The 24,260-nt window shown below is 67.2% G+C and carries 23 protein-coding genes and 1 pseudogene; 17 read left to right on the top strand and 7 right to left on the bottom strand.

Annotation, left to right across the window (positions count from 1 at the left end; genetic code table 11):
* Positions 1–213: 213 nt before the first annotated feature.
* Both EJO66_RS31265 and EJO66_RS31260 read left to right on the top strand, forming a co-directional pair.
* On the top strand, positions 214–996 hold the full coding sequence (locus EJO66_RS31265; RefSeq protein WP_125967122.1) for an IclR family transcriptional regulator: 783 nt from the start codon (positions 214–216) through the stop codon (positions 994–996).
* Positions 997–1,024: 28 nt separating this feature from the next.
* A pseudogene (locus EJO66_RS31260) lies at positions 1,025–2,043 on the top strand (TRAP transporter substrate-binding protein).
* Positions 2,044–2,059: 16 nt separating this feature from the next.
* Here the strand turns inward: EJO66_RS31260 and EJO66_RS31255 are convergent.
* Positions 2,060–2,644: an NADPH-dependent FMN reductase gene (locus EJO66_RS31255; RefSeq protein ID WP_125967121.1), complete on the bottom strand. Its 585-nt coding sequence runs from the start codon at positions 2,642–2,644 to the stop codon at positions 2,060–2,062.
* A gap of 31 nt (positions 2,645–2,675) precedes the next feature.
* On the opposite strand from EJO66_RS31255, the gene EJO66_RS31250 reads away from it, so the two are divergent.
* The 6 genes from EJO66_RS31250 (at position 2,676) to EJO66_RS31225 (ending at position 7,530) form a co-directional block, all read left to right on the top strand.
* On the top strand, positions 2,676–3,392 hold the full coding sequence (locus EJO66_RS31250) for a GntR family transcriptional regulator (protein WP_125967123.1): 717 nt from the start codon (positions 2,676–2,678) through the stop codon (positions 3,390–3,392).
* A gap of 32 nt (positions 3,393–3,424) precedes the next feature.
* The gene (locus tag EJO66_RS31245; protein ID WP_125967120.1) at positions 3,425–3,976 is read left to right on the top strand and encodes a VOC family protein; all 552 of its coding nucleotides are present in this window, start codon (positions 3,425–3,427) and stop codon (positions 3,974–3,976) included.
* A gap of 43 nt (positions 3,977–4,019) precedes the next feature.
* On the top strand, positions 4,020–4,883 hold the full coding sequence (locus EJO66_RS31240) for a fumarylacetoacetate hydrolase family protein (protein WP_125967119.1): 864 nt from the start codon (positions 4,020–4,022) through the stop codon (positions 4,881–4,883).
* Positions 4,884–4,947: 64 nt separating this feature from the next.
* Entirely contained in the window at positions 4,948–5,919 is a 972-nt protein-coding gene (locus tag EJO66_RS31235; protein ID WP_125967118.1) for a tripartite tricarboxylate transporter substrate binding protein, read from the top strand.
* A gap of 10 nt (positions 5,920–5,929) precedes the next feature.
* Positions 5,930–6,508, top strand: a complete 579-nt coding sequence (locus tag EJO66_RS31230; RefSeq protein ID WP_125967117.1) for an amino acid synthesis family protein — start codon at positions 5,930–5,932, stop codon at positions 6,506–6,508.
* Entirely contained in the window at positions 6,508–7,530 is a 1,023-nt protein-coding gene (locus tag EJO66_RS31225; RefSeq protein ID WP_125967116.1) for a zinc-dependent alcohol dehydrogenase family protein, read from the top strand. Before EJO66_RS31230 ends, EJO66_RS31225 begins: the two co-directional genes overlap by 1 nt.
* 38 nt (positions 7,531–7,568) lie before the next feature.
* Here the strand turns inward: EJO66_RS31225 and EJO66_RS31220 are convergent, their stop codons facing one another.
* On the bottom strand, positions 7,569–7,871 hold the full coding sequence (locus EJO66_RS31220; protein WP_240648928.1) for a flavin reductase family protein: 303 nt from the start codon (positions 7,869–7,871) through the stop codon (positions 7,569–7,571).
* Positions 7,871–8,980 carry an alpha/beta fold hydrolase gene (locus EJO66_RS31215; protein WP_125967115.1) on the bottom strand — a complete coding sequence of 370 codons (1,110 nt, stop codon included), beginning with the start codon at positions 8,978–8,980 and terminating at the stop codon, positions 7,871–7,873. Before EJO66_RS31215 ends, EJO66_RS31220 begins: the two co-directional genes overlap by 1 nt.
* Before the next feature lie 97 nt (positions 8,981–9,077).
* On the opposite strand from EJO66_RS31215, the gene EJO66_RS31210 reads away from it, so the two are divergent.
* Positions 9,078–9,992: a LysR family transcriptional regulator gene (locus EJO66_RS31210; protein ID WP_125967114.1), complete on the top strand. Its 915-nt coding sequence runs from the start codon at positions 9,078–9,080 to the stop codon at positions 9,990–9,992.
* Positions 9,993–10,065: 73 nt separating this feature from the next.
* On the opposite strand, the gene EJO66_RS31205 is transcribed toward EJO66_RS31210, so the two are convergent.
* Both EJO66_RS31205 and EJO66_RS31200 read right to left on the bottom strand, forming a co-directional pair.
* Positions 10,066–11,256, bottom strand: a complete 1,191-nt coding sequence (locus tag EJO66_RS31205) for an MFS transporter (protein WP_125967113.1) — start codon at positions 11,254–11,256, stop codon at positions 10,066–10,068.
* The gene (locus EJO66_RS31200) at positions 11,253–12,449 is read right to left on the bottom strand and encodes a serine hydrolase domain-containing protein (RefSeq protein WP_125967112.1); all 1,197 of its coding nucleotides are present in this window, start codon (positions 12,447–12,449) and stop codon (positions 11,253–11,255) included. Before EJO66_RS31200 ends, EJO66_RS31205 begins: the two co-directional genes overlap by 4 nt.
* A 117-nt stretch (positions 12,450–12,566) precedes the next feature.
* Here EJO66_RS31200 and EJO66_RS31195 point away from each other — a divergent pair, with 117 nt between their 5' ends.
* From EJO66_RS31195 to EJO66_RS31175, 5 genes are all read left to right on the top strand, one after another.
* Entirely contained in the window at positions 12,567–13,469 is a 903-nt protein-coding gene (locus EJO66_RS31195; RefSeq protein ID WP_125967111.1) for a LysR family transcriptional regulator, read from the top strand.
* 193 nt (positions 13,470–13,662) lie between these two features.
* Positions 13,663–15,141 (top strand): aldehyde dehydrogenase, encoded by a 1,479-nt coding sequence (locus EJO66_RS31190; RefSeq protein ID WP_125967110.1) that lies wholly within the window; start codon positions 13,663–13,665, stop codon positions 15,139–15,141.
* Between the two features lie 40 nt (positions 15,142–15,181).
* Positions 15,182–16,687, top strand: a complete 1,506-nt coding sequence (gene tcuA, locus EJO66_RS31185; protein ID WP_125967109.1) for an FAD-dependent tricarballylate dehydrogenase TcuA — start codon at positions 15,182–15,184, stop codon at positions 16,685–16,687.
* Positions 16,688–16,986: 299 nt separating this feature from the next.
* Entirely contained in the window at positions 16,987–17,817 is an 831-nt protein-coding gene (locus tag EJO66_RS31180; protein WP_164547960.1) for a Bug family tripartite tricarboxylate transporter substrate binding protein, read from the top strand.
* A 98-nt stretch (positions 17,818–17,915) separates the two neighbouring features.
* Positions 17,916–18,869, top strand: a complete 954-nt coding sequence (locus EJO66_RS31175; protein ID WP_125967107.1) for a LysR family transcriptional regulator — start codon at positions 17,916–17,918, stop codon at positions 18,867–18,869.
* On the opposite strand, the gene EJO66_RS31170 is transcribed toward EJO66_RS31175, so the two are convergent.
* The gene (locus EJO66_RS31170) at positions 18,853–19,545 is read right to left on the bottom strand and encodes a GntR family transcriptional regulator (RefSeq protein WP_125967106.1); all 693 of its coding nucleotides are present in this window, start codon (positions 19,543–19,545) and stop codon (positions 18,853–18,855) included. The genes EJO66_RS31175 and EJO66_RS31170 overlap by 17 nt on opposite strands.
* Before the next feature lie 82 nt (positions 19,546–19,627).
* Here EJO66_RS31170 and araD point away from each other — a divergent pair, with 82 nt between their 5' ends.
* The 3 genes from araD to EJO66_RS31155 are packed head-to-tail and all read left to right on the top strand — an operon-like array spanning position 19,628 to position 23,149.
* Positions 19,628–21,355 (top strand): L-arabinonate dehydratase, encoded by a 1,728-nt coding sequence (gene araD / locus EJO66_RS31165; protein ID WP_125967105.1) that lies wholly within the window; start codon positions 19,628–19,630, stop codon positions 21,353–21,355.
* A gap of 53 nt (positions 21,356–21,408) precedes the next feature.
* Positions 21,409–22,119: a ribonuclease activity regulator RraA gene (locus EJO66_RS31160; protein ID WP_125967104.1), complete on the top strand. Its 711-nt coding sequence runs from the start codon at positions 21,409–21,411 to the stop codon at positions 22,117–22,119.
* A gap of 46 nt (positions 22,120–22,165) precedes the next feature.
* Positions 22,166–23,149, top strand: coding sequence for a Bug family tripartite tricarboxylate transporter substrate binding protein (locus EJO66_RS31155; RefSeq protein ID WP_125967103.1), 984 nt, complete (start codon positions 22,166–22,168; stop codon positions 23,147–23,149).
* 32 nt (positions 23,150–23,181) lie between these two features.
* On the opposite strand, the gene EJO66_RS31150 is transcribed toward EJO66_RS31155, so the two are convergent.
* Entirely contained in the window at positions 23,182–24,090 is a 909-nt protein-coding gene (locus EJO66_RS31150) for a LysR family transcriptional regulator (protein ID WP_125967102.1), read from the bottom strand.
* Positions 24,091–24,260 lie beyond the last annotated feature (170 nt).

The raw sequence follows: 24,260 nt of genomic DNA, 5'->3' as shown, positions 1-24,260 counted from the left end.
CAGGAGGGGGAGGCAATGCAGACGCAAAAGCTGGCCAGGGCAAGCGTACGAAGAAATTTCACGAGTCGTCCTCAGGAAAAAAGTAGGGAAAGCCGGGTCGGCGGCGATCATAAATTTCTTGGAAAGAATTTCCACTATGGAAATCCCTTCCCCTGAGTTGCACCTGGCCCGGGCATGATCGCCTGCGTCTGTGAAACGAATTCGGAGAGCGAAATGAGCGGGATACTGGAGCGCAGCTTCAAGGTGCTGGAATACCTGGCGGATCGTCCTGAGGGCTGTGCGCTGTCGACCTTGGCGGCCGAATTGCAGATCCCCTTGAGTGCATCGCACCGCCTGCTGGCGGAGTTGATCCGCTGCGGCTACGTGCGGCAGGACCTGCGCGATGGCCACTATGTGCTGACCATCAAGCTGGTCTCGCTCGGCTTGTCGTTCCTGAGTCGTTCCGGCATCGTGGACATCGCCCAGCCCTTGCTGGACCAGCTTGCGGCAGCTTCGGGCGAACTGGTACGGCTGGCGGTGGTCGATGGCGATGACCTGACCTTCGTCGCCAAGGCGCAGGGCGCCACCCATGGACTGCGCTACGACCCGGACATGGGGCTGTCGGTCGCGCTTTCATGCAGCGCGGCCGGGCACGCGTGGCTGTCGACGATGAGCGAGGAAGACGCCATTGCGCTGGTGGCGAAAAAAGGATTGGGACAACCGGAAGACTACGGTCCCAGGGCGCCGACCTCCATCAAGGCCGTGATGGCCTATGTGAAGTCGGCGCGCCAGCGTGGCTTCAGCATGATCAACGAGGTCTTCGCCCCAGGAATGACGGCCATGGCCGCGCCGGTATTCGGCATGCACAGCGCGGTGATAGGAGTCGTCACCATTGCGGGGCCCCTGGTCCGGTTGACGCCGCAGCGGATGGAGGCGCTGGGGCCGTTGCTTCTGCGGACTGCGGAAGACGTGGCCCGTGCCAGCGGGGCCTCGGCGCTGTTCAAGAAGAAAGCATAGGTTGTCTGGCATCAAGGAGACATTCGCCATGAAGAAGCACTCGATGAAAACAAGACTGCTGCTGGCCGCCGTGGGGGCTGCTGCCGCGCTGGCCACAGCCGGTGCGGCAGCGCAGGTCAAGGAACGCACGCTCAAGTTCGCGTTCCAGAACCAGACCGGCCATCCGCAGGCGCAGGGCGCGCAGAAATTCGCCGACATCGTCGCGGCCAAGTCCGGCGGCAAGATCACGGTGAAGCTGTTTCCTGGCGGCACGCTCGGCGGCGACCTGCAGACCGTGTCCGCGCTGCAGGGCGGAACGGTCGAGCTCACGGTGCTCAACGCCGGCATCCTTTCGGCGCAGGTCAAGGAGTTCGCGGTCTTCGACTTTCCGTTCCTCTTCAACAGCGGCAAGGAGGCCGATGCGGTCACCGACGGCCCCTTCGGCCAGAAGCTGATGGCCAGGCTCGATGACAAGGGCCTGCACGGCCTTGGCTACTGGGACCTGGGCTTTCGCAATCTCACCAACAGCAAGCGGCCGGTCGCGAAGGCGGACGACATTGCGGGGCTGAAGATCCGCGTCATTCAATCGCCGATCTACATCGACCTGTTCGGCGCGCTGGGCGCCAACGCCACGCCGCTGCCGTTCCCCGAGCTCTATCCGGCGCTCGACCAGAAGGCGGTCGACGGGCAGGAGAACCCGAACACCACCATCCTTGCCTCCAAGTTCGCCGAGGTGCAGAAGCACATCACCCAGACGCGGCACGTCTACAACCCGCAGGCGCTCCTGGTCAGCAAGAAGACCTGGGACGGCATGAGCGCCGACGAGCGGCAGATCCTCACCGAGGCCGCCAGGGATTCGACCGTGTTCCAGCGCGCGGCCTCGCGCAGCGCCGCCGACAGCGCGCTCGAGGCGCTCAGGAAAGCCGGCATGACCGTCTCGGAACTGCCGCCGGAAGAAATGGCGAAGCTGCGCGCCAAGGTGAAGCCGGTGATCGACAAGTATCCGCATCGGTGGGCGAGGCCACGGTCACAGAGCTGATGTCGGAGATCGACAAGGTGCGCAAGTAGCTCCGAGACGGGCCGTCTAGCGGGACGCGGCGCCGTCCAACAATTCAATTTCCCGGAGCAGATCGGCGAGCGCCACTCGCAGGAAGTCGAGCGTGGATTCGTCGACCAGTCGTCCCTCGCGGATGCGCGTGGCGACATTCGCGATCGCGACGTGCTGCCGCACCACGGGCCGCGCCAGCGTGGCGGCCAGGGCGTCGCGGATCTGCGCCTGCGCACGCACGCCGCCCGCGGTGCCCGGCGAGGCGGTCGCGATCAGGACCGGCTTGCCCTTGAGCGGAGAGGCGAAGCCGGGCCGCGATGCCCAATCGATCGCATTCTTCAGCACGCCGGGCATGCCGTAGTTGTATTCCGGCGAACACAGGACCAGGCCGTCAGCCTCTGCAATCGCTGCCTTGAGCCGGGCCACGGCCGCGGGCGGCGCATCGCCGTCCAGGTCGGCGTTGTAGAGCGGAATATCGTTCAGCGCAAAGAGTTCGATGGTTGCCGACGCAGGCAGCAACGGCTGCAGGCTGCGCAGCACCGCAGTGCAGTGAGAGTCGCGCCGGATGCTCCCGGAAATGCCGAGCAGGCGGATGCCGGTGATCGAGGTGCTGCGTGTCATGGTGATCCCTTATTTCCAAAATTCAGAGTTTATGCATAAAATCTACTCCATGCACAAACCTGAAGTTACTGCCAACGAGCCGCCACTGGCTGAGCAGGCATTCACCCGTTTGCGGCAGGACGTCCTGGCCGGCACCTTCGAAGCCGGCGCCAAGCTCAAGCTCGACGAACTGCAGGCCGCCTATGGCTATTCGAGCAGCCCGCTGCGCGAGGCGCTCAGCCGCCTGGCCCAGGAAGGGCTCGTGCGCGCCGATGAGCGCCGGGGTTTTCGCGTGGCGCCGATCTCCGAAGAGGACCTGGCCGACATCACGCGCATGCGCGTCATGCTGGACGTGCCCGCGCTGCGCGAATCCATCGGCCACGGCGACGACGCATGGGAGGCCTCGGTACTCGCCGCCTTCCATCGGCTGGAGAAGGTCGAGTCGCGCCTGAGCGACGGGCCAGTCATTCTCGATGGAGAGTGGTCGCAGCTGCACCGCACCTTCCACCTCTCGCTGCTGGCCGCCTGCCCGTCGCTGCGCCAACGCGTCTGGGGCGCGAGCCTGTTCGACCAGGCCGAGCGCTACCGGCGGTTCTCCGCGCGCCACCGGAAGACCGCGCGCCGCAAGTCGAGCGAGCACAAGAAGATCATGGACGCCGCCTTGCGCCGCGATGCGGAAACGGCCTGCGCGCTGCTCGAAGAGCACATCCTGAGCACACAGCGCAACGTGATCGCCGCACTCAAGGCTGCCCAGGCCGCGCAATCCTAGGGGCGCAGGTCCCGCCACCGGAGACAGACAGCATGCTCAAGGTCGCACGACCCACGCCTTCGCATTTCGGCATCTTCGTCACCGACCTGGAGCGGATGGTGGCCTTCTATACCGAGACCTTCGACCTCACGGTCACCGACCGCGGCGAGGGCCGAACCTTCAGGAACCAGCTGGTGTTCACCAGCGCCAGCCCGGACCAGCACCACCAGCTCGTGCTGGCCTCGGGCCGGCCGGCGGAGGCGACGTTCAGCACCGTGATGCAGATCTCGTTCGTGGTGCCGAGCATCCAGCACCTGCGCGACATCTCGGCGCGCGCCGAGGCCCGGGGCGCCACCAATGTCCGCGGCCTGAACCACGGCAATGCGCTGTCGGTCTACATGCTGGACCCGGAAGGCAACACGGTGGAGATCTACGTCGACACGCCGTTCTACATCGCGCAGCCGCATGGCGATCCGCTCGACCTCACCAAGGACGACGAAACGCTCATGCGCGAGACCGAAGAGGCCTGCCGCAGGGACCCGAGCTTCATGCCGCTCGCGCAGTGGCAGGCGCAGTTCGAGTCGCACTCGCCGGCCGCGCCCTGACGCACCCGCCTTTCACCCACCCGCACATTCAACCGGAGTTCCCATGAAGCTTTTGTCATTTGTCCATCAAGGCCGCGAAACCTGGGGCGCCGTTGTCGGCGACGGCGTGGTCGATCTCGGCAAGGCGCGACCGCAGCATGCGGGCCTGGTCGACTACATCGCCTCGGGCGAGTACCTGCAGGCGGCGCAGCATGTCGAAGGACTGCCCATCGCGGCCAAGCTGGCAGACATCACCTACCTGCCACCGATCCCCAGATCCGAGAAGATCGTGTGCGCGGTGCGCAACTACATGGACCACCACCAGGAGGTGCTGGCCGCCGGCATGCAGCGCGAGCTCTCCGAGCAGCCGCCGATCTTCCTGCGCGTGTGGCGTTCGCAGTGCGCGCACAACCAGCCGATCGTGCGGCCCCGCGTGTCGGAATCGCTCGACTGGGAAGGCGAGCTCGCCGTCATCATCGGCAAGGGTGGGCGCAACATCGCCGAGGCGGATGCCTTCGACCACGTGGCGGGCTACGCCTGCTACAACGACGGCAGCGTGCGCGAGTGGCAGTTCCATGCCAAGCAGATCGCCTCGGGCAAGAACTTCGAGTCGACTGGCGGCTTCGGCCCCTGGATGGTGACGGCCGACGAGATCGCGCCCGGCCGCGCGCTCAAGCTCGAGACCCGGCTCAACGGCGAAGTGGTGCAGAGCAGCCACACGGGCCACATGATCTTCAGCATTCCGAAGCTCATCAGCTACTCGTCGACCATCTTCACGCTCGCGCCCGGCGACGTCATCGCCACCGGCACGCCGGCCGGCGTGGGCTGGAGCAAGAAGCCGCCGCGCTTCATGAAGCCGGGCGACGTGTGCGAGGTCGAGATCGAAGGCATCGGCGTGCTGCGCAATCCCATCGTCCAGCAGGACTGAGCCCCGAACCCGGACCGCGGCGGCACAAGCCGCGGCCTTCATTCCACAACATTGGAGACAAACCATGTGGCACAGACGATTGCTCGTCGCCGCAGGCCTGGCCCTGGCCTGCGCGGCACCCCTCCACGGCCTGGCCCAGGGCTTCCCGGACAGGCCGATCAAGATCTACCAGGGCTTTGCGGCCGGCGGCAACGCCGATACCATCGCACGCGTGGTCAGCACCGAAATGGCCAAGGGACTCGGCCAGCCCTTCGTGGTCGAGGCCCAGACCGGTGCGGGCGGCACCATTGCCTCGGGCACGGTGGCACGCGCCAAGGCCGACGGCTACACGCTGCTGCTGGCCACGGGCGGCCATGCGGTGGCCGGTGCGCTCTACAACAAGCTCAACTACCAGACGGTGTCGGACTTCCAGATGGTCTCGACGATCACCTACTTTCCGTTCCTGCTGGTGGTACGGGCCGATTCGCCCTACCGCGGGCTGGGCGAGATGCTCGCCGCGGCACGCGCCGACGCGCGCGGCGTGTCGTACGGATCGGCGGGTATCGGCTCCACGCACCACCTCGCCGGCGAGCTGCTGGTGAAGAGCGCCAACGTCGAGATGCTGCACATTCCCTACCGCGGAGATGCGGCCTCGGTCGCGGCGCTGCTCGGCGGCGAAGTGCCGATGATCATCGCGCCGCCCACAGCGGTGCTTTCCAACATCAAGGCCGGCAAGCTCAGGGCGCTGGCGACCACCGGCGCGCAGCGATGGAGCCAGATGCCCGACTTGCCGACCGTGGCGGAGCAGGGCGTGCCCGGCTACGACGTGCGCTCCTGGGCCGGTTTCATGGCGCCCGCGGGCACGCCGCGCCTCATCGTCGACCGCCTGCGTGCCGAGACGCTCAAGGCCCTGCAGGTGCCGGGCGTGCGTGCGCGGCTCGAAGAGATGGGCGGCGAGGCGCGCGGCAGCACACCCGAAGAAATGACCGCCATGGTGGCCGCCGAGCTCAAGCGGTGGACCGCCGTGGTGAACGACGCACACATTCCCAAGCAATGAGGTTCATTCCATGTCCCTGATCGACATCCGCAAGCGCAGCCTTTCCATCGAAACCATTTATCACGAGGGCGGTCCGGCGGCCGTCACGCCGCTCAGGCTTGCGGCCGCCTGCGCGGTTATCCGCAACCCTTACGCAGGAGGGTACGAGCCGGACCTGATGCCCTTCATGGCCGAGCTGCGCGCACTCGGCACGCTGCTGGCCACCGAGCTGGTCGAGACGCTCGGGCGCGACAAGGTCGAGGTCTACAGCAAGGCCGCGATCGTCGGCGTGAACGGCGAGCTGGAGCACGGCGCCGTCTGGCACGAGGCCGGCGGCTGGGCCATGCGCGAGGTGCTCGGCGAGCCGAAGGCGATCGTGCCGTCGGCCAAGGCGGTGGCCGCCACCGGCTACCGGCTGATGGTGCCGCTGCACTACATCCATGCCGCGTACGTGCGCAGCCACTACAACTCGATGGAGATCGGCATCCAGGATGCGCCGCGGCCGAACGAGATCCTTTTCGCGCTCGTGATGGGCACGGGAGGGCGGGTGCATGCGCGCCTGGGCGGGCTCACCAAGGACAAGGTGTCCGTGCACGACGGGCAGCGCTGATGTCGCGCCCCACGATGAAGGCGATCCAGCTGCAGGCACCGGGCGGGCCCGAGGTGCTGCAACTGGTGGAGCTGCCGCTGCCGCAGCCGCGCGCGGGGGAAGTGCGGGTCAAGGCCATGGCCATCGGCGCCGGCGGCCCCGACGTGCTGATCCGCAATGGCACCTACAAGTGGATGCCGCCCATGCCGGCGATTCCCGGCAACGAGATGGCCGGCATCGTCGATGCCGTCGGCCCTGGCGTCACCTCCCTGCAGGTCGGCCAGCGCGTGTTCGTGAGCGCGCGCGAGCTCGCGCAGCGCGGCGGCTGCTATGCCGAGTCCATCTGCGTGCCCGAGGCCGCGCCCTTCGTGCTCCCCGATGCGATCCGCTTCGAGGATGCCGTGAGCCTCGGCAATTTCCAGTTGGCGCTTGCCATGCTGTCGAGCAACGGCAACCTGCCGGCCCGGTCGATCCTGATTCCCGGCGCAGCCGGCGGCGTGGCCACGGCGCTGGTGCAGGTGGCGCGCGACCGCGGCCTGCGCGTGATCGGGACCGCGTCCACGCCGCAGAAGCGGGAATTCGCACGGGCCAACGGCGCGCACGAGGTGATCGAGAGCGACCCGCAAGGCCTGACAGAGAAGGTCATGCAGCTCACTGGCGGGCGCGGCGTGGACCTGGCCTTCGACCACCTGGGCGGCGATCTCTTCATCGCCTGCCTGCGTGCCCTCGCGCCGTTCGGCATGGCGGTCTCCTACAACATCGTCAACGGCCCGCCGACCGGCGATGTGTTCGGGGAGCTTCGGCGGCTGCTGGGCAGGAGCCTGGCCGTGCGCACGTTTTCGATCCACGCCATCGACGCCGACGCCGCGCAGCGGCGCGGCTTCATGGAGGCCGCGATCGCGCTCATGGCCGAGGAACGCGTGCATGCGCCCCCGGCCACCTGCTTCGCGCTCGCGGATTCGCGCCGCGCGCACGAGGCGCTCGACAGCGGAAGCGCGGTCGGCAAGATCGTGCTGCTGCCCGGCGGCTCGCCTCGTGGCTAGGCAACGCGAGAACCCGCCGCGGGCGCCGGCGCAGCGATTCAAGGCAGCGCGTTCCTGAACAAGGATCGCCGGCTGAAGGCCTTTCCCGATTCGAGAAAAACGCCTTCACCGGCGTAATGGATCGTCTTCGGATGCCGGGGCGATTCGGCGGCGTGGGCCTTCACCGCCTCGAGGATGAAGAAGTCGTACTTGCCGACCAGGCTGCGGTCGTGAACGCGGCATTCGAAGCTCGCGCGGCATTCGCCGATGAGCGGCGCTTCCATGCGCTCGGCATCGACTGCCGTGAGGCCGAAGGCCGCGAACTTGTCGATCCCGGCGCCCGAGCTGTTGCCCCGAAGCATCAGCTTCCGCTCGAAGCAGTGGCGCTCGTGCCGCGGAGAAACCCCGCGAGCTCGCCCATCAACCGCTCGCGGCCGCGCTCGGGCCGGTCGAGATGCACATAGTGCGTGGCCCCGGGGATCGTGACGATGCGGACACTCGCGGCGCGGACGGCGTCGCGCGCGAAGGCCTCGGCGTCTTCCGGGCGGCTCCAGAAGTCGCGCTCCGAGCGGACGACCAGCACCGGCGCCGTGATGAAGGACGCGTCGAAAAGACGCCGTCCCCCGGCCTGGTAGAAGCTGTCCTCGATGGCGCCGAGCGGCGCGCGGAAGGCGGGCGGGGTCTGGCGGCCGGATTGGGGATCGCTGCGCAGTGCGGCGTCGGCGTAGGCCCTGGCGATCTCGGGGGCGCGCCAGGCGGCCTTGTCGTCCGAAGGGATCGAGCGGTCCCACGAAGGCAGCAGCGAGGCGCTGTCGTACCGCGCATAGCCGCCCGTGGTCGGCCGCAGCCGCTCGGGGTGCGCCGGGTCCGAGTTGGGCGAGCCCGGTCCGAGCGTCGCATGCGTGGACGCGCCGCCGTACAGCGCGTTGAGCGTGGCCAGGCGTGCGACCCGCTCCGGCCAGAGCGATGCGTAATAGGCGGCCCACATGCCGCCCGTGGCCCAGCCGAGCAGGTTCACCTGCGCGTTCGCATGCCGGCGCGACACCTCCCGCACCACGGCATCGATGTCGCGCACCACCTCGTTCGCGCGCGACTGCGGACGGCTTTCGCCGGGCGGCCGCTCCATTGCGGCGGGCCGGCCGGACCCGCCATAGCCTCGCGCATCCATGACATACACGGCCGTGCCCAGGGCCGACGCCAGGTCCGCAGCCAGCGAGCCGTGGGGCACGTCGAGATCGAAGGATGCGATGCCCGGCACGCGGGCGCCATGGACGAGGACCAGTGGCTGCGCCGTCGAGCGTTCTTCTTCTTTCTTTGCGGCAACGACTTCGCGCACGCGGATGGCCAGGCCGTCGGCGGCCTGCACATGGAAGTCGGTGCGGACCGGCGTGGCGCCCACAGCTTCGGCCGCGCCGAGCAGGATGGCCGCGGCCTGGGCGGCCGCGAGAACGGGTTTGCGAAACTGCAGCATTCGACTCTCCTTGCGATGAACAGTGGCCATGTTCCCGCTACCCGCGCGATATTTCCAATACCATCTTCGTGAACGAGTGATCCACCGGACGTATCGCATGATCGACCTGCGTCAATTGCGGCAGTTCGTCGCTGTCGCGGAGGAACTGAGCTTCCGCAAGGCGGCCGAACGCCTGCACATGGCGCAGCCGCCGCTGACCGCGGCGATCCGCCACATGGAGGAAGAACTGGGAACGGTGCTTCTGGAGCGGAGCAACCGGGTCGAGCGGCTCACGCCTTCGGGGCAGGTGCTGCTCGAGGAAGCCCGGCGCACCTTGCGGCAGGCGGAACGCGCATTGCAGCTGACGCGGCGCGCAGCGGGCGGGCTGGTCGGCTCGCTGCGCATCAGCTTCGTCGCGAGCGCGGCGCACGGCGTGCTGCCTGCGATCCTGCGCGCGTTCTCGGACGCGCATGGCGAGGTCGATCTCGTGCTGCGCGAGGCGACCACCGCCGAGCAGCTGGCGGCGCTGCAGGACGGGCAGGCCGACATCGGCCTCGTCGTTCTGCCCTGTGCCGGGGCAGGCGATCTGGAACTGGCCGCACTGCGCGAAGAGGCGCTGGTCGCGGCGCTACCCGAAGGCCATCCGCTGGCTGCGCAAGCCGAGGTCGAGCTGCCGGATCTGGCGCAGGAGCCGTGGATCCTTTTTCCGAGGAGCGCGGGACCGGGCCTGCACGACCGCATCGTGGCGGCCTGCCGAAGCGCCGGGTTCGCGCCGCGCGTGGCGCAGGAAGCCATCCAGATGGAAACCATTGCGGCGCTGGTGGCCGGCGGCGTCGGCGTTGCGCTGGTCGCCCCGGCCCTGGCGGCGGCGGGACGCGCGGGTGTCGCATTCCGCCCGCTTGCCGGCAAGGGAACGCCGGTGGGCTACCAGCTTGCGCTGGCCTTCGCGAGGCGCACGCCGCTGGTCGATGCGTTCGTGGCGGTGGCCAGGCCGTGCGAAATGCCCGGCGGCGCGAATGCGGCCGACGCATGAAGGCAAAGGAAAAAGAGAGCGCCGCTCGGCCTGGAGATGCCCCCCGCTGTGGCGGTCAGGCCTCGTATCCGGCTCAGGCCTTCTTTGGCGTGGCGTCGATGTGCTGCGGGTGGCTTGTCTTGCCGCGCAGCTGGATCGCCAACGTCACGAACACAATGGCCATCATCGCGAACAGCCAGCCGCTCCACAGCGCGCCGCGCATGCCCGCGAACGTGATCAGCGCACCGCCCAGCGCCGAGCCGAGCACCACGCCCAGGTTGGCTGCCGAGATGTACAGGCTGGTGGCGAACTCCGGCGCCTCCGGTGCCGCCGACGTCAGCCAGACCTGGCTCACGATCAGACCGCTGGTGTGTGCGGCGCCCCACAGCAGGCACACCGGCAGCAGCACCGCGAACGATGCGGATGCGAACGCATGCAGCACGCCGTAGGCGCCCGCCAGCATGACCGGGTACAGCAGTACCGTGAGCGCGCGGCTGCGTCCGAGCCAGCGCCCCGCCAACAGGTTGCCCAGGACGCCGCCCACGCCAAACACCACCAGCAGCATGCTGATCGTCTCGCCGTCCAGGCCGGTCTCGCGCGCGAGGTATTCGGCAGCATAGCTGTACACCGAGAACATCGCGGCAAACACGCACACCGTCGTCGCCAGTGCCAGCCACACGGCCGGCTTGCGCAGGATCGCCAGCGGCTGGCCGTGCGAGGACGGCCGCGCCGTCGGGCCCGCCGGCAGCATCGCCCACAAGCCCAGCGCCGCTACCAGGTTGACTGCTGCGCAGAACATGAATGACGCCTCGTACGACACCCTCGCCTCGACCCAGGTGGTCAGCGGCACACCCAGGACCAGGCCCATGCTGGTGCCGACGAAAGCCATGGCCGTCGCGTGGGTCGCCCGCTCGGAGGAATACAGCGACACCGCCGCCGCAAAGGCCAGCGCAAAGAACACGGGATGCAGCAAGGCCGACGGCACCCGCAGCGCCATGAGCACGCCGAAGCTTGGCGCCCAGCCGGACAGCAGGCTGCACAGGCTGAAGACCAGCAGCGATTTCACCAGCACCTTGCGGTGGCCGAAGCGCGACAGCCACAGCACCATGAAGGGTCCGCAGGCCGCCACGATCAAGGCGAACAGGCCCACGAGCCACCCCGCCTGCGCAACGCCGACGCCGTAGCGCGCGATGATGGCCGGCAGGATGCCGACCACGCCGAACTCCACGCTGTAGAGGCCGAACAGTCCCAGCGCGATGAACAAGAGGGTGCGCCCGGCGTTCATGTACGGGACTCCGCGGCGGCGGCGTAGACCGCATCGCGCAGGTCGGTAACGAAGCGGCCCGACATGCCTTCGTACAGCGTGTTGGTGAAAGCCACCACGCTCAACCCGAGCGCGTGATCGACGAACCACGAGTGGCCGTACGCACCGCCCCAGCGCCACGTCCCCGGCGACTCCGGCGACGCGGCTGCGGCCGGGTCTCGCAGCACCGAGAACCCGAGGCCGAAACCGAATCCGGGCGCGCTCGGCAATGCCAGCCCGCCGGTCTGGTCCCGGCCCATTTCCTCCACCAGCGCGGAGGGCAGCAGCGGGCTGCCGCTTCGCCGCAGCGCTTCCAGCAGGCGCATGAAATCACCCGCGGTGCCCACCATGCCGGCACCGCCGGAGGCAAACGCATCGGGGTCGAGGGCGCGCGCCGGGGCATAGCGGATGCCGATCGTTCCCTCGAACGCGGCAACCACGTCCAGGTCACGCATGCGGCGCGGCCCGGGCGTGTCATTGACGTAGGCGGCCGCGAGCCGGCTGGCATCGCGGGCCATGAACGCAGTGTCCCTCATGCCCAGCGGCCCCGTCACGAGCAATTGCACGGCCTCGGCCAATGGCAGGCCACAGACCCGCTCGACCACGGCGCCCAATACATCCGTGGCGAGCGAATAGCCCCAGGCGCTGCCCGGCGCATACAGCAGCGGCGCGCTCGACAGCCGCCGCAGGTTTTCCGTCAGCGTGATGCCGGCCCGGTCCATGCCGTCGGAGACACCGGCCAGGGCGTAGGGGCCGCGGTCATCGGGCTCGAAGAAGCGGTAGCCGAGGCCGGCGGTGTGGCTCAGGAGCTGCCGCGCCGTGATCGCCGGTGCGGCTCCACCGTTCAAGCGCGGCCGGAACTCGGGCAACCAGCGCTCGATGCCTTCGTCCAGGCCGAGCCGGCCCTGCGCCACGAGCACCATGGCCGCAGTGGAGACGATCGGCTTGCTCACCGAAGCCAGCCGGAACAGCGCGTCCTCGGTCATCGGCCGGCCTGCCTCGCGGTCGGCGCTGCCGGCGGTGCGGCGATGGACCAGCTCCCCATTTCGGGCGACGAGCACCACGGCGCCGACCAGCCGCCGGTCCTCCAGGGCCTGGTCGACAGCGGCATCGACATGTGCCGAAAAGTGCGCGGACGGATCGTCGATGCGCAACGAGGACGGGCGGGCTGACATGGGATTTCCTTCATTCATGGATCAGCCACGAACGATAGGAAGCCTGCGACTAAAGAAAAAGTAGTCTAGAGTTCCTTGGTATGCGGAAATAAATGTCCGTAATAAAAAGGCCAATGGATGGACAGCCTGAGCGTATTCACCGTGTTCGTGCAAGTCGCCGAGACGCGCAGCTTCGTGGCAGCGGGCCGCTTGCTGGGCGTGTCGGCCTCTGCCGTGGGAAAGAGCGTTGCGCGGCTGGAAGAAAAGCTTGGCGTGCGGCTGTTCCATCGCAGCACGCGCAGCATCACGCTGACGGCCGAAGGCGGGCTCTTCCTCGAGCGCAGCCGGCGCATCCTGGCCGAGATCGAGGCGGCGGAACTGGAACTGTCGCAAGCCACGGCCGCGCCGCGCGGGCGCCTGCGCGTCAGCCTGCCGCTCGTCAGCTCGCTGATGCTGCCGGTGCTTGGCGAATTCATGCGGCAATATCCCGAAATCGAACTCGACCTGGATTTCACCGACCGCATGGTGGACGTGATCGAGGAAGGGTTCGATGCGGTCGTGCGCACCGGCGAGCCGGCCGACTCGCGCCTGTCGGCGCGAAAGCTGGGCACCTACCAGATGCTGCTCGTGGCTTCGCCCGACTATCTGGCGAGGCACGGCATCCCCAGGCGGCCGGCCGACCTGGCCGGCCACGCGTGCCTGCACTACCGGTTTCCGAACACCGGCAAGCTCGAGGCATGGCCGCTGCGCATGGGCGCGGGCAAGCCCGAGTTGCAACTGCCGACTTCGATGATTTGCAACAACATCGAAACGCGGGTGTGCTTTGCGCTGCAGGGGCTGGGCATAGCGTGCCTGCCGGATTTCTCCATCCGCGACGCACTCGCGGCGGGCCATCTGAAGGCTGTGCTGCCCAGGCATGTGAAACGTGCCGGAACCTTCCGCGTGCTGTGGCCGGCGAGCCGCCATCCCGCGCCCAAGCTGCGGGCGTTCATCGATTTTCTGAGCGAGCGCGTGTTCCCGGATTCGGCTCGCTTGCGCTGAAAGGCTCGGGCAAACGCCTGCGGGGTGACGTTCCGGATGGATTCCAAAACGTCACGAGAAGACCACGACTAATCGTTTGTGCGCTCCTGCGCGAAGCCCGAAACTGACTGCAGCCAAGGCCCTGAAGCGAACGCAAGAAGCGCTGTCGCATGGAACCAAGGTGCCCATCAGTCAGAGACAAACGGAGCGCACTATGCAGCAATACAAACTCTTCATCGGCAATGAATGGAAGGCCCCGGCCTCGGGGGAATGGTTCGATTCTCTCGACCCGTTTTCCGGCGAGCCGTGGGCCAGGATTCCCAGGGGAAATGGCCAGGACGTCGATCGTGCAGTCGCGGCCGCCAAGGCCGCCATGGAAGGTCCTTGGCACACGATGTCGGCGACCCAGCGCGGCATGCTCCTGCACAAGCTGGGCGAACTCATCGATGCAAATGTGGACCAGCTGACGGAGGTGGAGGCGCGCGACAACGGGAAACTTCGCACCGAAGTGCGCGGCCAGGTTTCCTACATGGCCAAGTACTTCTACTACTACGGCGGCCTCGCCGACAAGATCCAGGGGGCCGTCATCCCCATGGACAAGCCCAAGGTCTTCAACTACACGCGCTATGAACCCGTCGGCGTGGTCGGAACCATCACGCCCTGGAACTCGTCGCTGCTGCTGACGGCATGGAAGGTGGCGCCAGCACTCGCCGCCGGCAACGTCGTGGTTGCCAAGCCGTCCGAACACACGTCTGTGTCGTTGCTGGTGCTTGCCGGATTGTTTGCAGAGGCCGGCTTCCCGCCCGGTGTATTCAACGTCGTCACCGGGTACGGAAAAGACGTGGGCGAGCCGCTCGTTGAGCATCCCGACGTTGCCTGCATCGCATTTACCGGTGGTGACGAGGGCGGCCGGCGCGTGAGTGCCGCTGCGGCGAAGCACTTCAAGCGTGTCACCCTGGAACTGGGAGGCAAGTCGCCCAACATCGTTTTCGACGATGCGGACCTTGCCCGGGCGGCCAATGGCGTCATCACAGGCATCTTTTCTGCTGGCGGACAAACCTGCATGGCCGGCTCGCGCCTCCTTCTGCAGGACAGTATTCATGACGAGTTCGTCGAGCGCCTGATTGCCATCGCGTCCAAGGCCAAGCTGGGCGACCCGGCGCTGCCTGGCGTTCAGGTCGGCCCCGTGGCCACCAGGCCGCAGTTCGACAAGGTGGTGAGTTACATCGAGGTTGCGAAAGCCGAGGGCGCGAGATGCGTGCTCGGCGGCAATGTGCGCAGCGGACCGGGTTTCGGCGTCGGCCAGTTCGTGGAGCCGACGATCTTCACCGGTGTCGACAACGGGATGCGCATTGCGCAGGAAGAAGTTTTCGGCCCGGTGCTGTCGGTGCTGAAGTTCAAGGACGAGGAAGAAGCCATCCAGATCGGCAACGACATCCGCTTTGGCCTGGCCGCTGGCGTGTGGACGAAAAGCCTGCATCGAGCCATGCACATGTCGGAGCGCCTGAAGGCCGGCACCGTGTGGATCAACAACTACCGCTCGACGAGCTTCACCACGCCGTTCGGCGGCTACAAGGACAGCGGCCTGGGCCGCGAGGGCGGTGTCGAAGCCGTGAAGGAATTTCTCGAGGTCAAGAGCGTCTGGATTTCGACCGACCTCGACATGCCGGATCCGTTCATCCGGAAGTACTGAAACAGTCCTTCATTGACTGACAACTACAAGAGGTGGAGACATGAGACAAGACGATACAGCGCTCAGGGCGTGCGACGTTCTGGTGATCGGCTGCGGCATATCCGGCCTCAGCGCGGCGGTTTCCGCGGCTGCGGCCGGTGCAAGAGTGATCGTTCTTGAGCGAGCAACGAGCGATGAATTCGGCGGCAACACGCGCTGGACCGAGTCCTACTTTCGAATGAAGGACGAAACCCAGGTCAGCGACGACTTCGAGGAACTGCTGGTGGCCAATGCGGGCCATCACATCGATCCGAGCATCGTCCAGAGCGCCGCGGCTGCCTACGAAGACTGGCCCGCATACGTCAAGGCGCATGGCATGCCGGATCCCGAACTGATCTCGACGCTCGCGGCGCAGGCGGGTCCGACCGTCCAGTGGTTGAAGACATTCGGCATCCGCTTCGCGGCGCTGCCGACCTACTTCGTGACCGCAGCGGCGCCTCGCCTCATGCCGGTAGGCGGCGGCCTGGTGATGATCGAGGCGCTGCGCGACGAGGCTGTGCGCCTCGGTGCCGAGATCCGCTACGAGACCACTGCGCAGGCGTTGGAGCGTGACGACGGCAACGGAAACGTCGCCGTGCAGACCTTCGGCCCCGACGGCCGGATGAGGCGGATCAGGGCCAAGGCCGTGGTGCTGGGCACCGGCGGGTTCGAGGGCAATCCCGAAATGCTCACCCGCTACATCGGCCCGGAGGCGCGATTCCTTCGGCCGGTGGCGCGCGGCGGCTACTACAACAAGGGCGAAGGCATTCGCATGGCGCTGGATGCGGGCGGTGCGCCGGCGGGAGACTTCGGGTCCTACCACGCCGAGCCGATGGACCCGCGCTCGGGCCAGGTCGAACCCTTGGTGATGAGCTTTTCCTACGGCCTTCTCGTCAACAAGGAGGGGCGCCGGTTCGTCGACGAGGCGCCAGGGCCAGTCGATGTCCATTACGACCACATCGCCCGCGCCATCAAGAGCCAGCCCGATGGCCTCGCATACATGATCTATGACCAGCGGATCGACGACGTGCCCAATTGGAAGAAGGGCATTCGCACCGACCAGCCACCAATCGAGGCAGCGACGCTGGCGGAACTGGCGCGGGCCTGCGGTATCTCCGAAGCGGGCCTGCTCCAGACCGTCGAGTCATTCAACGGCGCTTGCCGGCGAGGACAGTTCTCGCCTCTGAGTACGGACGGCCTTGCGACCGAGGGAATCGAACCGCAGAAGTCGAATTGGTCGCGGCCCATTGACCGCGGGCCGTTCTGCGCCTATCCCGTCATGTCGGGCATCTGCTTCACCTATGGCGGGGTGAAGACGAACAAGCAGGCGCAGGTGGTCGATAACGACGGCCGGGCCATTCCCGGCCTCTACGCCGTGGGAGAGGCGGCCGGGCTCTATTACCAGGTCTACACAGGCGCCACTTCGGTGCTTCGAGGCGCGGTGTTCGGAAAGATCGCCGGGGAACAAGCGGCCGGGCATGCACAGCCCGGGCAGGCCACCCTGAAACCCACGACCCGGTACGCATGACCCGGTGCCGGGCCGTGCCGGAAGTCGAGGAACCTGAATCGGAACGCACATGCGGTGAGCGGGCCGCTTCGGTGCGCCTTTCAAATCAACAAGGAGACAACATGACATCAGCCGCTATCTCAACTGCACATTCCCGGACTCCGGGTCACCGAGCGCAATCTGTTCGCCTGGGACGACGCCTGCTCGCGACCGTTGCTCTGGCCTGCGTGGTTCCGTGGAGCCTCGCGGCCACGCCGGCGTGGACACCACCCGGACCTGTACGGCTGGTGGTTCCCTACGCGCCGGGAGGAGGAACGGATGTGCTCGCTCGCATCGTGGCCAGCCACATCGGCAATGCGCTGGGGCAGCCGCTCATTGTCGAAAACAGGCCGGGCGTGAATGGCATTCTCGGGGCCAACCATGTCTACGGCGCACCGGCGAATGGCACCACGCTCTTGTTCGCTGCCGCGGACTTCATTTCCGTTTCCCCGCACATCTACAAGAAGGCGGTGAAGTACGACCCCAACGGTTTTACCCCCGTCGCACTCGTGGCGAGAATGGGCTTTGTTCTCGCATCCAAGGAATCCAGCGGTACGAAGAGTGCAGCCGAATTCGTCGCGCAGGCCAGGTCCAAGGAGATCACTTACGGCCACTGGGGGCCTGGCAGCATGTCCCAGATGGGTATGGAGCTCTTGCGGTCGAAAGCGGAGGGAACCAAGGCCCTTCCGATTCCGTACGCAGGTGCGGCACCGGTGCTGGCTGCCGTCATGGCCGGCGATGTCGAGTATGGCTTTGTGCCGACCCCGCTGGCCGTGGCGAGCAAGTCCAAGCTCAAGCTCATCGCACTCGGATCGCCTGAGCGGTTTCCGGCCATCGGCGATGTTCCAACGCTCAAGGAGCAAGGCTACGGTGTCGATTCGGACACCTGGTTCGGCGTGCTCGCGCCGCCCAATACGCCGCAGGCGGCCATCGAGGTCCTCCAGGCACACGTCAACAAGGTGGTCCAGGACGCTGTGGTGCGCGCGCGCATGGCCGAGATCGGGTACACGCCTTCGAACATCGAGCCGCGCGATTTCGGCACCTTCGTGCGCGCGGAGAACGCGCGCTGGGGCGCGGTGGTCAAGGCTGCCAACATTCAGGTCGAGGAATAGACGCGCCTGGCGTCGGTCGCGTCCTCGGGTGAACGACAGGTGGTGGGCGAATGGTCATGGTCAAGAATAGGGTGCCGACCAAACGGCCCGGACCACCCATGAAGCGAAAAATACCCAGCACCGTCGCCTTGTCGCTCTTCGAGGCAGCCGCGCGGCACGAGAGCTTTGCACGCGCTGCTGCCGAGATGTATCTCACCGAAAGCGCCGTGAGCCGCCAGATTGCCGTGCTGGAGCGGTTTCTCGGCGTCAGGCTCTTCAGCCGAGTCAAGAAGCAGGTCGTCCTCACCGATGCGGGAAGGCTGTACAGCCGCAACATCCGCGGCAATCTCGACGAAATCGAGATGCACACCAAATCCCTGATGGAGTCCAAGGGGAAGGGGGGCGTGCTCGAACTTGCGGTCATTCCCACGTTTGCGAGCCGTTGGCTATTGCCAAGGCTGAATGATTTCCTGAGCAAGAATCCGGGCATCACGGTCAATCTGTCCGAGCGCGCAGATCCGTTCACTTTTCGTGGCACCAACCTCGATGCCGCGCTTCATTTCGACGATCCGGTCTGGGACGGCGTCGAAAAAGTACATCTCTTCGAGGAGGAAGTGGTTCCCGTGGCAAGTCCACGTCACTTCGACCTGCTCAAGATCAAGGGGCCCTCCGCGTTGATGTCACTGCCGTTGCTTCACAAACGCGCCCGACCGGAGGCGTGGCAGCGCTGGTTCGAGACCGCCGGATGCAAGGAGGCCATTCCTGCCCCGGCGATGCGCTTCGAGCTCTATGCGATGGTCATCGACGCGGCGCGCGCAGGGCTTGGCGTCGGCCTCGTTCCCCGCTTCTACGTTCAAGAGGACGTCGAGCGCGGTGCGCTGGCCATTCCATTCGACGTGAGCCTCAAGCACGAGAAGCGGTATTGCCTGGTCTATCCGGAGCACAAGCGGGACTCCCCCGTGGTTCAGGCGTTCCGTGATTGGGCGATTCTCACGGCGGAAGATTTCAGCGGCACGGGATCGGCAGCCGATGAATCGAAGAGGCCCGTTGGCAGCGCTATTTCCCCGCAATGAAATCCGGATGCCGCGCGCAGATCTCCGGCAGCGAGCTCAGCGTGCCGGAAAGGTGCTCGCGCAGCGCCTTCTGCGCTGCGGCGCTGTCGCGCCTGGCAATGGCGCGCACGATGGCGCGGTGGTCGCGCAGGATCGCCTCGGTCTTGCCGGCCGTGGGCAGGTGCAGGCGGCGCAGGCGGTCCACGTGGCCCGAGACGCGGGACACCATGTCCCACAGGCTCGGCACGCCCGCGGCTTCATACATCAGGTGATGGAACTTGCGGTCGGCGCCGACGAAGTCGCCGTACTGCCGCGCCGCCGCCAGCGTGGCCTGCAGCGCGACCTGGGCCTGCAGCTGGGACACCAGCTCGGGCGGCGCCTCTTCGGCCAGCTGGTGCACGATCTCGAGCTCGATCGAGCGGCGCAAAAAGTGCGCCTGCCTCGCGGCGTCGACGTCGATGCGGCTCACCAGCGTGGCGTGCTGCGGGAACACATCCACCAGGCCTTCCTCGGCAAGGCGCAGCAGGGCTTCGCGCACCGGCGTCTGGCTCACGCCGAAGCGGTCGGCCAGCTCCTGGCGGACCAGCACGGTGCCGGGCACCAGTTCGAGGGAAAGGATGGCGTCGCGCAGCTTTTCGAGCACCTGGGGCGCTGCAAGGCGTGTGCGGTCGAGTCGGATCCGGGGGAGGGCTGTCATTCGCTTGAATTTTCGCTTTGACCGAGTGATATATTAGTGTTTTAATGTAGCGGATCCCACGAAGAATACCGTTCTGCCCCCGATGCCACGTTCCTACGACACCCTGCGCAGCGCCCGCTGGTTCGCGCCCGACGACTTCCGCTCCTTCGGCCATCGCTCGCGGGTGATGCAGATGGGCTATGCGCCCGCCGACTGGGTGGGCAAGCCGATCATCGCCATCGTCAACACCTGGAGCGACGCCAACCAGTGCCATTCGCACTTCAAGCAGCGCGTGGACGACGTCAAGCGCGGCATCTTCCAGGCGGGCGGCTTTCCGCTCGAGCTGCCGGCCATCTCGCTGTCCGAGAGCATGGTCAAGCCGACCACCATGCTCTACCGGAACTTCCTCGCGATGGAGACGGAAGAGCTGCTGCGCAGCCATCCGGTGGACGGCGCGGTGCTGATGGGCGGCTGCGACAAGACCACGCCGGGCCTCACGATGGGCGCGCTGAGCATGGGCCTGCCGTTCATCTATCTTCCGGCCGGTCCCATGCTGCGCGGCAACTGGCGCGGACAGGTGCTGGGCTCGGGCTCGGACGCCTTCAAGTACTGGGACCAGCGCCGCGCCGGCCAGCTGAGCGACCAGGCCTGGCAGGAGATGGAAGCGGGCATCGCGCGCAGCCACGGCACCTGCATGACCATGGGCACCGCCGCCACCATGATGGGCATCGCCGAGGCCGTGGGCTTCACGCTGCCGGGCGCCTCGAGCATTCCGGCGGCCGACGCCAACCACGTGCGCATGAGCGCCGAATGCGGCCGCCGCATCGTCGAGATGGTGTGGGACGACCTGACGCCCGCCCGCATGCTCACGCGCGCGAATTTCGAGAACGGCATCGCCTGCGCGATGGCCATGGGATGCAGCACCAACGCCATCGTCCACCTGATCGCCATGTCGCGCCGCGCCGGCCATCCGGTCACGCTGGACGACTTCGATGCGGCGAGCCGCCGGGTGCCGGTGGTTGCCAACATCCGGCCGAGCGGCGACACCTACCTGATGGAAGACTTCTTCTATGCGGGCGGCCTGCCCGCGATGCTCGAGCGCATCCGCGGCCACCTGAAGACCGAGGCGCGCACGGTCAACGGCCGCACCCTCGGCCAGAACATCGAGGGCGCCGAGGTGTTCAATGACGACGTCATCCGCCGGCTCGACAACCCGATCTATGCCGAAGGCGCGCTGGCCGTGCTGCGCGGCAACCTCGCGCCCGACGGCGTGGTGATCAAGCCCAGCGCCTGCGCGCCGCACCTGCTGCAGCACACCGGGCGCGCGCTGGTGTTCGACGACTATCCGGCGCTCAAGAAGGCGGTGGACGATCCCGGGCTCGACGTGACCGGCGACGACATCCTGGTACTGCGCAATGCCGGCCCGCGCGGCGCCGGCATGCCCGAGTGGGGCATGCTGCCGATTCCGACCAAGCTGCTCAGGCAGGGCGTGAAGGACATGCTGCGGCTGTCGGATGCGCGCATGAGCGGCACCAGCTACGGCGGCTGCCTGCTGCACTGCTCGCCCGAGGCGGCCGTGGGCGGGCCGCTGGCATTGGTGCGCACGGGCGACCGCATCACGGTGGACGTGCCCGCACGCACGATCCATCTCGAGGTGAGCGACGAGGAGCTCGCCGCCCGCCGCGCCGCCTGGACACCGCCGCCTGCGCGCTACGAACGCGGCTACGGCTGGATGTTCGGCCGCCACATCCTGCAGGCCAACGAGGGCTGCGACTTCGACTTCCTCGAAACCGCGTTCGGCCGCCCGGTGCCCGAGCCGGACATCTTCTGAAGACCGCTTCCCCGATCAACGACCCAGCCCACAAGCCAACGGAGACCGACGACGTGAATCCCCCAACCCGCGAGAAGCTGATGAAGGTCAGCACCGCCACCCTGTGCACGGCGCTGTTCAAGCGCGGACTGCGCAACCAGTTCATCCAGGACGTGCATCCGCTCGACCCGAGCCTGCCCAACATGGTCGGCGAGGCCTTCACGCTGCGCTACATGCCGGCGCGCGAGGACCTGAATCCGATCACCGTGTTCAACGACCGCAACCATCCGCAGCGCCAGGCCGTGGAGCAGTGCCCGGTGGGTGCGGTGCTGCTGATGGACAGCCGCAAGGACGCGCGCGCCGCCTCGGCCGGCGGCATTTTGGTGAGCCGGCTCATGAAGCGCGGCGTGGCCGGCGTGGTCACCGACGGCGGATTTCGCGACAGCCCCGACATCGCGAAGCTCGGCTTTCCGGCTTATCACCAGCGCCCGAGCGCGCCGACCAACCTGACCCTGCACCAGGCGATCGACATCAACGTGCCGATCGGCTGCGGCGACGTGGCCGTCTGGCCCGGCGACGTGGTGGTGGGCGATGGCGAAGGCGTCATCGTGATTCCGGCGGCCATGGCCGACGAGGTCGCGGCCGAGGCCACCGAGATGACCGTCTTCGAGGACTTCGTGCAGGAGAAGGTGCTCGAGGGCCGCTCCATCCTCGGCCTCTATCCGCCGACCGACGAGCAAAGCCGCACCGAGTTCGCGGCCTGGCGCGAGGCCCGCGGGCGCTGACGCCGGCTTTTTCCCGACGACGACCAACGACAAGAGAGACAACACCATGCCCTTCATCCAACGCGCCGCGGTCCTTCTGTTCGCCGCACTCAGCTTGGCACCGGCCGCATCCCTCGCGCAGGCCGAATGGCCCGCCGCCAAGACCATCACCTACGTCGTGCCCTTCACGGCCGGCGGCTCCACCGACATCGTGGGCCGCATCCTGTCGAACAAGCTGCAGGAGAGCCTTCACCAGTCGGTGGTGGTGGACAACAAGCCGGGTCAGGCCGGCGGCATCGGCGCGGCCTATGTGGCCAAGGCCGCGCCCGACGGCTACACGCTGTTCGGCGGCACCATCAGCACGCACGCCATCAACGCCAGCCTCTACAAGAAGCTGCCCTACGACCCGATGAAGGACTTCGAGCCCGTGTCGCTGGTCGGCCGGCTGCCCAACGTGCTGATCGTCAACAGCCAGCTGGGCGTGAACTCTGTGGCCGAGCTCGTCGCGCTGCTCAAGAAGGACGAATCCAAGCGCACCTTCGCGTCCTCCGGCGCCGGCACCTCGACGCACCTGGCGGGCGAGATGTTCGCCGACATGATCGGCGTGAAGCTCACGCACGTGCCGTACAAGGGCACGCCGCCCGCCATGACCGATGTCGCGTCGGGCCTGGTGCCCTTCATGTTCGACCAGGTGACCGCCGCGCTGCCGCTCGTCAAGAGCGGCCGGCTCAAGCTGCTGGCCGTGACCACCGGCAAGCGCATCGCGCTGGTGCCCGAACTGCCGACCATGATCGAGTCGGGCGTGCCGGGCTTCGAGATGTCGTCGTGGCAGGCGGTGTATGCGCCCAGGGGCACGCCCAGGCCCATCGTGCAGCGTTTGAATGCCGAGATCGTCAAGGCGCTGAAGCAGTCCGACGTGCAGGCCAAGCTCTCGGGCCAGCTGGCCATGGAGATCGTCGGCAGCACGCCCGAGGAACTGCGCGACCACATGGCGCGCGAGATCCCGCGCTGGGCCGAGCTGGTGAAGAAGTCGGGCGCGACTGCCGACTGAAGAATTCCCCGGCGTGCTGCCGGGGCGGCCGTTCAGCGCGAGCGCGGCAGCAGCGCCGGCACCAGCGTGCGGTTCATCCGCTCGCGCCACCAGCGCAGCGCCTGGCCCTGGGCGTTGGTCTTCCAGGCGAGCCAGAAGGCCTCGGGCGGCCGCGGCTCTTCGGTCGGCAGTTCCACCAGGGTGCCACGCTTGAGTTCGTCCGCGATGCAGGCGCGCGGCAGAAAGCCGTGGCCCAGCCCGGCCACCTGGCAGGCGATCTTCGCGGCCATCGAGGGCACGGTGATGCGCGGCTGGCCCGCGAGCAGGCCCACCGTGCGATCAGACAGCGTGCGCGCGCTGTCGCCCACCACGATGGCGTTGCATTCCAGCAGGTCGCCGCGCTGCAGCGGCCGGCCCAGGCGCGTGAGCGGATGCGTGGGCGCCACGCAGAACGCGAACTCCAGGCTGCCCACGGTCACGGCCTGGTAGCCGCCGCCGGCCGGGCCTTCGCCCGCGGCAATGACGATGTCGGCGCGGCCTTCGCGCAGCGCCTCCCAGCTGCCCGTGAGCGCCTCGCAGCCCACGCGCAGCCGGGTGCCGCAGCGCAGGTCCTCGAAGGCGCGGATGTCGTCGATGAGCGCCTCGCTCGGGATTAGCGAGTCGTGCACCAGCCGCAGCTCCGACTCGTAGCCGGTGGCGATCTGCCGCATGCGCGATTCGAGATCGCTCGCGGCGCTGAGCAGCCAGCGGCCCTCCTTGAGCATTTCCTCGCCGGCGCCGGTGAGGGTCACGCGCGGGCCGTTGCGCTCGAACAGCAGCATGCCCAGCTGCTCCTCCAGCTTGCCCACCGCGTACGAGATGGTGGAGGGCACCTTGTTCAGGCGCGCGGCGGCGGCGGCGAAGGAGCCGTGGCGCGCAATGGCGTCGACGACCTCGATGGCTTCCAGGCTGAGCTTGAGCACGTGGCAGTTTCCGGTGGAAAAGAATGATCGAAAACTTCGATCATTGCTTGTGAAAAGTTTCGTCGATGACGCATGAACGGGGGTCGATGATTCAGCCCATGCCAAGGAGATTCTCTCCGAAAGCAATTGTGAATCGAATCGAACATCCACTCAACCCCGAAGGAACCTTT

It is taken from the genome of Variovorax beijingensis, assembly GCF_003951285.1.
In the GTDB taxonomy this organism is placed as follows: Bacteria; Pseudomonadota; Gammaproteobacteria; order Burkholderiales; family Burkholderiaceae_C; genus Variovorax; species Variovorax beijingensis.
The sequence above is the reverse complement of the archived record's forward strand: the minus strand, read 5'-3'. Positions and strand labels throughout refer to the sequence as shown.

Coding starts and splice junctions, on each gene's coding strand:
- EJO66_RS31265 (WP_125967122.1), top strand. CDS start 214: ATGAGCGGGATACTGGAGCGCAGCTTCAAGGTGCTGGAATACCTGGCG.
- EJO66_RS31255 (WP_125967121.1), bottom strand. CDS start 2,644: ATGACACGCAGCACCTCGATCACCGGCATCCGCCTGCTCGGCATTTCC.
- EJO66_RS31250 (WP_125967123.1), top strand. CDS start 2,676: ATGCATAAAATCTACTCCATGCACAAACCTGAAGTTACTGCCAACGAG.
- EJO66_RS31245 (WP_125967120.1), top strand. CDS start 3,425: ATGCTCAAGGTCGCACGACCCACGCCTTCGCATTTCGGCATCTTCGTC.
- EJO66_RS31240 (WP_125967119.1), top strand. CDS start 4,020: ATGAAGCTTTTGTCATTTGTCCATCAAGGCCGCGAAACCTGGGGCGCC.
- EJO66_RS31235 (WP_125967118.1), top strand. CDS start 4,948: ATGTGGCACAGACGATTGCTCGTCGCCGCAGGCCTGGCCCTGGCCTGC.
- EJO66_RS31230 (WP_125967117.1), top strand. CDS start 5,930: ATGTCCCTGATCGACATCCGCAAGCGCAGCCTTTCCATCGAAACCATT.
- EJO66_RS31225 (WP_125967116.1), top strand. CDS start 6,508: ATGTCGCGCCCCACGATGAAGGCGATCCAGCTGCAGGCACCGGGCGGG.
- EJO66_RS31220 (WP_240648928.1), bottom strand. CDS start 7,871: ATGCTTCGGGGCAACAGCTCGGGCGCCGGGATCGACAAGTTCGCGGCC.
- EJO66_RS31215 (WP_125967115.1), bottom strand. CDS start 8,980: ATGCTGCAGTTTCGCAAACCCGTTCTCGCGGCCGCCCAGGCCGCGGCC.
- EJO66_RS31210 (WP_125967114.1), top strand. CDS start 9,078: ATGATCGACCTGCGTCAATTGCGGCAGTTCGTCGCTGTCGCGGAGGAA.
- EJO66_RS31205 (WP_125967113.1), bottom strand. CDS start 11,256: ATGAACGCCGGGCGCACCCTCTTGTTCATCGCGCTGGGACTGTTCGGC.
- EJO66_RS31200 (WP_125967112.1), bottom strand. CDS start 12,449: ATGTCAGCCCGCCCGTCCTCGTTGCGCATCGACGATCCGTCCGCGCAC.
- EJO66_RS31195 (WP_125967111.1), top strand. CDS start 12,567: ATGGACAGCCTGAGCGTATTCACCGTGTTCGTGCAAGTCGCCGAGACG.
- EJO66_RS31190 (WP_125967110.1), top strand. CDS start 13,663: ATGCAGCAATACAAACTCTTCATCGGCAATGAATGGAAGGCCCCGGCC.
- tcuA (WP_125967109.1), top strand. CDS start 15,182: ATGAGACAAGACGATACAGCGCTCAGGGCGTGCGACGTTCTGGTGATC.
- EJO66_RS31175 (WP_125967107.1), top strand. CDS start 17,916: ATGAAGCGAAAAATACCCAGCACCGTCGCCTTGTCGCTCTTCGAGGCA.
- EJO66_RS31170 (WP_125967106.1), bottom strand. CDS start 19,545: ATGACAGCCCTCCCCCGGATCCGACTCGACCGCACACGCCTTGCAGCG.
- araD (WP_125967105.1), top strand. CDS start 19,628: ATGCCACGTTCCTACGACACCCTGCGCAGCGCCCGCTGGTTCGCGCCC.
- EJO66_RS31155 (WP_125967103.1), top strand. CDS start 22,166: ATGCCCTTCATCCAACGCGCCGCGGTCCTTCTGTTCGCCGCACTCAGC.